7 protein-coding genes and 2 pseudogenes are annotated in these 8044 nt (G+C 68.6%); 4 read left to right on the forward strand and 5 right to left on the reverse strand.

Annotated features, from left to right (window positions below):
- Positions 1-98: 98 nt before the first annotated feature.
- Positions 99-994: pseudogene (locus EFK10_RS50400) on the reverse strand (transposase); the annotation flags it as partial.
- A 189-nt stretch (positions 995-1183) separates the two neighbouring features.
- A complete protein-coding gene (locus tag EFK10_RS19005) occupies positions 1184-2536 on the reverse strand; it encodes a serine hydrolase domain-containing protein (RefSeq protein WP_127356885.1) in 1353 nt (450 codons plus the stop codon).
- A 159-nt stretch (positions 2537-2695) separates the two neighbouring features.
- Here EFK10_RS19005 and EFK10_RS19010 point away from each other — a divergent pair, with 159 nt between their 5' ends.
- From EFK10_RS19010 to EFK10_RS19020, 3 genes are all read left to right on the forward strand, one after another.
- The gene (locus tag EFK10_RS19010) at positions 2696-3370 is read left to right on the forward strand and encodes a TetR/AcrR family transcriptional regulator (protein WP_127356886.1); all 675 of its coding nucleotides are present in this window, start codon (positions 2696-2698) and stop codon (positions 3368-3370) included.
- Between the two features lie 134 nt (positions 3371-3504).
- A complete protein-coding gene (locus tag EFK10_RS19015; RefSeq protein ID WP_127356887.1) occupies positions 3505-4038 on the forward strand; it encodes a SigE family RNA polymerase sigma factor in 534 nt (177 codons plus the stop codon).
- Positions 4035-4982, forward strand: coding sequence for a hypothetical protein (locus EFK10_RS19020; RefSeq protein WP_127356888.1), 948 nt, complete (start codon positions 4035-4037; stop codon positions 4980-4982). The genes EFK10_RS19015 and EFK10_RS19020 overlap by 4 nt, the downstream gene beginning before the upstream one ends.
- Before the next feature lie 213 nt (positions 4983-5195).
- Here EFK10_RS19020 and EFK10_RS19025 read toward each other — a convergent pair whose 3' ends face one another.
- The 3 genes and pseudogenes from EFK10_RS19025 to EFK10_RS19035 form a co-directional block, all read right to left on the reverse strand.
- Positions 5196-5447: a hypothetical protein gene (locus tag EFK10_RS19025; protein WP_127356889.1), complete on the reverse strand. Its 252-nt coding sequence runs from the start codon at positions 5445-5447 to the stop codon at positions 5196-5198.
- The gene (locus tag EFK10_RS47525) at positions 5408-5587 is read right to left on the reverse strand and encodes a hypothetical protein (protein WP_164836055.1); all 180 of its coding nucleotides are present in this window, start codon (positions 5585-5587) and stop codon (positions 5408-5410) included. Before EFK10_RS47525 ends, EFK10_RS19025 begins: the two co-directional genes overlap by 40 nt.
- Before the next feature lie 452 nt (positions 5588-6039).
- Positions 6040-6330: pseudogene (locus EFK10_RS19035) on the reverse strand (recombinase family protein); the annotation flags it as partial.
- Between the two features lie 284 nt (positions 6331-6614).
- Here EFK10_RS19035 and EFK10_RS19040 point away from each other — a divergent pair.
- Positions 6615-7859, forward strand: coding sequence for an IS110 family RNA-guided transposase (locus EFK10_RS19040; RefSeq protein ID WP_127356891.1), 1245 nt, complete (start codon positions 6615-6617; stop codon positions 7857-7859).
- The last annotated feature ends 185 nt before the right edge of the window (positions 7860-8044 follow it).

Genomic DNA, 8044 nt, shown 5'->3' on the forward strand with positions numbered 1-8044 from the left:
GTGAGCGCGGGAACAGATTTTGGACACTAATCCGGGGTCAGCACATGTCTCCTTCCTTCGTGGCTTTCCCACTTAACGTGTGCGGCTTCGTGTCGCACTTTGATCTTGTTGATGGCGCGTTCGACGGCGTTGCGGTCGCGGTACAGGTCCGCGTCATGGCTGACAGGCCGTCCACCACGCCCGCCCTTTTTCTTGCGGTTCGCGGCCTGGTCGGCCTTCTCGGGGATGACCGCCCTGATCTTGCGTCGGCGCAGGTAGGTGCGGGTGCCGCGGGCGGAGTACGCCTTGTCGGCGGCGACCGTGCCGGGGCGGGTGCGGGGCCGGCCGACCGGGCCGCGCACCTTGATCTTGTCCACGACGGCGGTGAACTGCGGATTGTCGGCGCTCTGGCCTGGGGTGAGTACGAAGGACAGCGGACGGCAGCGCCGGTCGGCCGCCAGGTGGGTCTTCGTGGTCAATCCGCCGCGCGAGCGCCCCAGCTGGGCTGTCTTGAGCCGGGCCCGACGGCGTCGGCGCAGGCGGCGCTTCTCCTCCCGCCCGGCATCCTCCGCGTCGTCGGTGTCGCCGTTCTGGTCAGCTACTGTTCCGGTTTGTCCCTTCGCGGCACCCCCTTTTCCTCCGCGGCGGCTTTCTCCAGCTCCTCCAGCAGCTCGGCGTCCACCGCCATCCCGGCGGCGTGGTGGTGCGCGCGGGCGACGGTGGAGTCCACGCTGACCAGCGACAGGTCGACCTGGCCACGCGCGGCGGTCTCGGTGATCATCCCTTCCATCAGGGCTTGGAAGACGCCCTTGCGCGCCCAGGAGTGGAACTGGCCGTAGATGGTGGACCAGTTGCCGTACCGATCGGGAATGTCCCGCCAGGGGCTGCCCACCCGGAACCGCCACATGACCGCGTCGAACTGCCGTCGCAGGTCAGGGATCGGGCCCGTCTCCGCCATCGGCAGGAACGGCTCGACCAGCTCCCACTCACTGTCCGTCAGATCGCCGCGCGCCATGGACTCCTTCTACCAGCCGCAACGCAGCCGAGGAGCCCGAACCGTCGAACTCATGATCTGAATTCAGAACGGGCCCTAGGTGCAGGGCGCGGGCGAGGGCGTCGAGGACGGAGGGGCTGGGGTGGGTCTCCTTGCCGGGCGAGGCTGTCACCGGCCTCGCCCGCGGTGGGTTCCGGCAGATGTCAGGTGTCACTCGGCGGTTGTCGGAATCCGGTTGAAGAGCCGTCCGGCCAGGTCCGCCCCGATGATGGCGCCGTTGGCGTCGCGGGTGAGGAAACCGCGCTGGCCGATCAGGCCGCCGCCGGTGACGATGTACTCGTCCCCACTTCCGGGCAGCAGGCCGAGCCCGACCGGCGGCAGGTCCGGCGGCAGTTCAGTCTCGGACGCCGCGCGGATCTCCGCCTTGATCCGGCATTCGACCGTCATCGTGTCACCGTCGGTGTCGATGATCAGTGTCATGAATTCGTTCTCGTAGTGCCCGGCGATCTCCTGGGCGCGCTGTGGGTCGTACGGGAGCGGCTCGGGGTCGCGCTCGATCACGCCGAGGTAGTGCTCGAGCGCCCAGCGGACTACGGCCTGGTTGAACTCCAGACCGCTGTCGGGCCCGGCGTTGGACACAGCCACGACGGCGAAGTCCCGCTCCGGAACCAGCAGCAGGTCGGCGAACTGGCCATTGGCCGATCCGCCGTGCCCGGCGGTGCGCACACTGTCCACGTCGCGTAGGAACCAGGCGAGGCCGACGGCGTCACCGAGGTTGGAACCGTGCAGCTCCACCGTCGGCTCTCGCATCCGCCGCGCCAGGTCACCGCCGCCGAGGTGGAACCGGGCCCAGCGGAGCTGGTCGGACACCGAGGACGCCAGGCCGCCGCCCGGGTTGTTGCCGCGCGTGCCCTTCCATGTCCTCGCGACCTTGAGCGTCCCCTCGCTGAGGTTGTGGCCCACGGCGCACCGGCGGGTGATGGCCTGTCCGGCGGTGAAGACGCTGTTGGCCAGGCCGACCTGCTCCAAGACGAGTGAGGCGACGGCGGCCTCGTAGGTCTGGCCGGTGACGTTCTCGATGACCCGGCCGAGCAGGTTGTAGCCGAGCTGGCTGTAGGAGGCACGCCCGCCGACCGGACCGATCAGCACCACCTCGGCCATCTTGGCCACCTCTCCGGCCAGCGCGTCGTCTCCGTCTCCGCTGTCGAAGACCATCCGGGTGTCCAGCCCGGCGGTGTGGTTGAGCAGGTTCAGGATGGTGATCCGCGCTGCCGCGTCCTCGTCGGGGAGCCGGAGTTCGGGGACGTAACGGCGTACCGGCGCCTCCAAGTCGACCCGCCCCGTCTCGACCAGGCGCATGATGGCGGTCGCCGTGTAGGTCTTGGTGACCGAGCCCAGCACGAACAGCGTGTCCCGGTCGACGGGCAGCGGGTTGTCGATGCTCGTCACGCCGTGACAGGCGAACAGCTCCCGTCCCTCCACCCACACCCCCACCGCGACACCCGGGATGTCGAACTCCTTGGCCTTCGCCTCGACGAACTCCGCCAGCGCATCGCGTGACATCTCGATTCCCTCTCGGTCAGCGTTGTTCGCGCACGACGCCGGGGTGTTCACCGGGCACCGCAGCGACTTGCACTATGTTCAAGTGAACGCTAATGACAACTTGAACACAGTGCAAGAGGTTTCTTGAACGCCGTGCAAGTCGACGGCTATCGTGAGTCCATGCCCCGCGACACGCTGACCCGCGAACAGATCGTCACCGCCGCCATCGCCCTGCTGGACGCCGACGGGCTGGAGGGCCTGAACATGCGGGCACTGGGTGAGCGGCTGGGCTCGGCGGCCACCGCGGTCTACTGGCACGTGGGCAGCAAGGACAACCTCATCGCCCTCGCCAGCGACCAGGTGTGGCACGAGATCACGCTGCCCGACCCGGACCTGGTCAACTGGCGCACGGCCGCCACCGCCATGGCCACCGACCTGTACGCGATGCTCACCCGCCACCCGTGGCTGCTGCAGGCCTTCGGCTCCTTCCTGATGTCCGGCCCCGGCAAGGCCCGCCACGACGACCACCTCCTCGCCATCTACGAGGCCGCCGGATTCGCCGGTGCCGCGGCCGACCAGGCCGCGGCCACCGTCTTCACCTTCGTGCTCGGCAACGCCCTCGGCCCAGCCGCGGCGGCCTCACTCACCCGCAAACTGCGGCGCGAGGACAGTGACGCCGAGCAGACCATCCGCGACACCATGACCGAAGCCCGCCGGATCGCCGCACAGTTCCCCCGACTGCGCGCCCGCTTGGACACCCACAGCGCCGACTACAGCGCCGCGCCCGACAACACTTTCCAGTTCGGCCTCCAGGCCGTCCTTGACGGGCTGGAAGCACGACTCGGCGCGATGTGAGCAGTACACGTCGTCCGAATTCCGGTCTGTCATCGTCCAGTTAGCGGTGTGGCAAAGCATGGGCGGACCGGATCCGGGGATGCGGGCAACCGGATCCGGAGAAGTGGCGGTCTGGAGGGTGAGGGGGTACGTGGATGAACGCAGAAGACGAAGCACAGTTCCAGTCCTTCGTACGGACCAGGTGGACCCACCTGGTTCGAACGGCCTATTTGCTCTCCGGTGACCGGCACCATGCCGAGGACCTGGCCCAGACGGCTCTGGCCAAGGCGTACCGGTCCTGGAGACGGGTGAACCACAGCGACAATCCGGACGCTTACGTCCGCCGGATCCTCGTCAGCTGCAACAGCGACCGGTTCCGAAAACGCCGGGTCGCCGAACGGCTCACCGACACTCCGCCCGAGAGCGCCAGTGCCGATCCGACGGCCCGGGTCGCCCAGCGCCAGGTCCTGCTGGACGCCCTGGCCGGACTGCCTGCCCGGCAGCGGGCTGTGGTCGTCCTGCGGTACTGGGACGACCTCTCGGAGGCCGAGGTCGCCCAGGCCCTGGGCTGCTCGGCAGGCACGGTCAAGAGCCAGGCGGCGAAGGGGCTGGCCAAGCTGCGGACGTACCCGGGACTGGACGTTGCAGAACGACACATGACCATGACGGACCATGGAGGTGTGCGATGACGGAGAACGGCTTCCCTGATATCCCTGATATCCCTGATTTCCCCAAGCCCTTCGACTTCGAGGCGAAGCTGCGCGAGCTGCTCACCGAGGACGCCGAGCAGTTGGCCCCGGGCCATGCGCCGTACTCGGCCATCGTCCGACGGGGACAGGCCGGCCGGCGTCGGCGGGCTGCCGCCGTCGGCGCCGGCCTCATGGTGTTGGTCGCCCTGCCCGGCGGAGCTCTGGCGGCCACCGTGAACTGGAGCCCGGACAGGCACACGTCCGCCATGCCCGCCGCCCCGTCGTCCCCGGCGGTCTCCCGCTCCTCCGGCTCCGTGAGCACGGCCGGGTCGCCGGCCTCGCCCACCGGCCCGCAGCCGCCGGAGTCCGCCCAGCAGCTCCGGGACGGGCTGACCCTGAAGAAGGCGGGTGATGCTCTCGTTCGCTGCCTCGGCCAGTACGAGGGCATGGCGGTCGCTTCCGAATGGTCCTCCAGCCTGGCGGACTACCGCATCCTCTACGCCTGGAGGATCGACGCCAACGCCAATGAGGGCGGCAGCGGCACCGGTGTGCTGGCCGTCAGCACCACGAAGGACAACTCGGTCCTCTACTGCCGGGACCGCGGCTCGACACACAACGCCCTCGAATTCATTGGCGACGGGGCCCCGGCACGCGCGATCACCGTCGATACCAACGTCAGCATCCTCTACCGGCAGATCGGCGCCTGGACCTTCCCCTACCACTGGGCCGACTTCGGCACCATCGATGACCCCGGTGTCACCCGGGTGACCGTGTCATATGGCGGCGCCACCCAGGACGCCTTCATAGACCACGGCTACTTCGTCACCTCGGGGACGCTGACGGCCCAGCCGTCCCAGGCGCCGGTGGTCAAGGGGTACGACGCCAACGGCAAGCTGGTCTACGACTCGCAGAAGGACAAGTTCTACGACAAGTCGGTGTCCTGACCGGCCCGGGAAGGGGGAAGTCCACCCGTCAGGCACAATCGGCCCCGTGACGAGCTCCGACTCCGAGAGTCCGCCAAGCCCGGGCCCTACGCCGAGCGCACCTACCGCTCGGCCGCCGGGATGGCCGGCGGCGTCTTCCTGCTGGCGCTCGGCCTCTGGCTGGGCGGTGGCTCCGGCACACCGTCCGCGCCATCTGGCCGCCAGCATCCGACCTCATCTGTCCACCCACATACGAGCTGACGTGTCCAACTCGTAGCGGGTGGGGGGCTGGTTCGTGCCGTTGATCGGCAGGCTGTCGTGCGCCGCGATCCCTACGAGCGAACCAGGCGATCTCCCAGGCAGGCAGTAGCTGAGCACGAGTCGTACGCGCAGCTGTCGGCAGACTTCGTAGTCGTAGTCGTAGTCGTAGTCGTACGCGCTCAGCGTCACGGTGCGGCCTTGGGCGTGGACGACGATGGCGCCCATGGTCGGGACGGGGGGCGGGGCGGGATGGCGGGGGCGGCGAGGTTGAGGGCGTCGGTGAGTTCGCGGTGGCTGGTGCTGAAGTGCGCGGGGGCTTCGGCGGTGGGGGTGCCGGCGGTCTGCTCGGCGGTGGCCTGGGACATGGTGGTGCCTTCCTGGTGGGTTGGGGGCCGGCGGGGGCTGGCGCCGTGGTGCCGGCGGTGTGGTGCGGGGTGTCCCTGCCGGGCCTTGCCGGGCCCGGCGGGGACGCTGATCGGCTGTCAGCCGACGATGCGCAGGCAGGTGAGGGGGAAGCCGGGGGCGGTCCACTCGGTGACGCCGTCCGGAATGTTGATCCTCCGGCTCCCGGCCCAGCGCAGTTCCTTGGTCGACTGGGCGTCGAACGTTGATGGAGGCGTTGTTGCCGGTGATGGCCGTGACCGTGCCGCGCTTGCCCTTGTAGGCGGCGGGGCTGATGTTGACCACCTCGACGGTTGCGCCGACGGTGACAGCGGCGGCGGCCATGGTGGCCAGGGTCTTCCGGTGCTTCCTGATCACGTCGATGACGCGGTCGAGGTCGCCCTCGGTCGCGTGCGATAACCGCGAGGACGGCGAAGACGTGGAAGACAAGCCGGCCGCTGGGCGTGGTGGTGTCCAGGTTCTCGTGCAGCGAGGTGAAGCCGACGCCGCGCTCGCGCAGTTCGGCGACCATGTTGATGAGGTCTTGGAGGGAGCGGCCGTAGCGGTCGAGCGAGGGGACCACGAGGGTGTCGCCGGGGTCGAGGAAAGCGTGACACGCCTTCAGCTCGGGTCGGAGCGCGTTCTTAGTGGTCCGTGCTCGAAGTCCTTCGGGGGTTGACTTCGGCTCCGGTGTTGTGTGTGTCGTCTGGTCAGCGATCCAGCGCACCTTCGGTGCGCGCCGGGGGCGTGGTAAATCCTGTGGTGTGCGCCGGAGGTGCTTCTGTCTGCCCTGACGTGGGGTGATGCCGGTTCGGGATCATGGTGGGGTTCGTTCCGGCCGAAACCGATGCCTCTGTGATGCCAGCGAGCTCGCAGGTCAGCGTGGTGCTGGGGGCCGTCCACGGGAACCGTGGAGTGTTGCTGCGAAGCACGTGCGTCAGAATTCCTGATTCACCCTGGCCCTCCCGGAACGGCGTTGCCCGGCTGTCCGCAGAGGGAGGGAACAAGACCGTGGATGTGCTGCACGAACGCTGTGCCGGCCTCGACATCAGCAAGAAGGACGCCAAGGCGTGCGTCCGCACCCCGAGTACCAAGCGACGGGGGTCCTTCACGACCGAGACCACGACGTGGGGATCGACAACGAACGCGGTCCTGGCCCTGCGCGATCACCTCCTCGCCGCACAGGTGACGCTGGTGGTGATCGAAGCAACCTCGGACTACTGGAAGCCCTTCTACTACGTGCTGTCCGAGGGCTTGAACGTGATCCTGGTCAACGCCCGGCAGGTCAAGAACCTGCCCGGGCGCAAGACGGACGTCTCGGACGCGGCCTGGCTTGCCCAGCTCGGCGCCCACGGCCTGGTCCGGCCCTCCTTCGTACCACCCGAGCCGGTCCGCGAACTACGCGACCTCACACGCGCCCGCACCACCGCCACCCGTGAACGCGGCCGTGTGGTCCAGCGGCTGGAGAAACTGCTGGAGGACACCGGCATCAAACTCTCCGCGGTCGCCTCCGACATCATGGGCGTCTCCGGACGGGCCATGCTCGAAGCCCTCATCCGCGGCGAAGCCGACCCCCGCGTCCTCGCGGACCTGGCCAAACGCAAGCTCCGCAGCAAGATCCCCGAACTCACCGAGGCCCTGACCGGACGCTTCCGCGAACACCACGCGTTCCTGACCCGCCTGCACCTGGACCACTACGACCAGCTCACCACGATGATCGACCAGCTCACCGGACGCATCGAAGAGGCGATGGCGCCCTTTCGCGGCGCCATCGACCTGCTCGACACCATCCCCGGCATCAACCAGGCCACCGCGGAAGTGATCATCGCGGAGACCGGCGGGGACATGACCCGCTTCGCCTCCGCCAAACACCTCGCGTCCTGGGCCGGGGTCTGCCCCGGCCACCACGAGTCCGCCGGCCGGACCAAGAACACCAAAGTCCGGCCCGGCAACCCCTATCTCAAAGGGGCACTCGGCCTCGCCGCGTTCGGCGCGGTGAGAACCAAGGACACCTATCTGCAGGCCCGTTACAAACGACTGACCGCCCGCCGCGGCCCGCTCAGGGCACTGGTGGCCGTCGAGCACTCGATCATCACCGCGATCTGGCACATGCTCACCGACAACGTCGCCTACCAGGAACTCGGCGGCACCTACTTCACCCAACGCGACCCCGAACGCGCCACCCGCCGGGCCATCAATCAGCTCAACCAGCTCGGCTACACCGTCACCCTCAACCCGAGGGAGAACGCCGCCTGACGACAAACCCCGCACACCCGGCGGCCCTCAACGGCCACCGGGCACCCAGCCCTGCCCACACCCACCCTGACCAGGCTCTATTTACGCGTCAGATGTCGGGGGCTGCGAGGTGGAGTTGGCAGGCGCAGTCGAGGGCGTCTTCGGGGCTGCCGGCGAAGGTGCCGGTGGGCAGCAGGGAGTCTTCG

This window comes from Streptomyces soli, from assembly GCF_003999195.1.
Classification (GTDB): domain Bacteria; phylum Actinomycetota; class Actinomycetes; order Streptomycetales; family Streptomycetaceae; genus Actinacidiphila; species Actinacidiphila soli.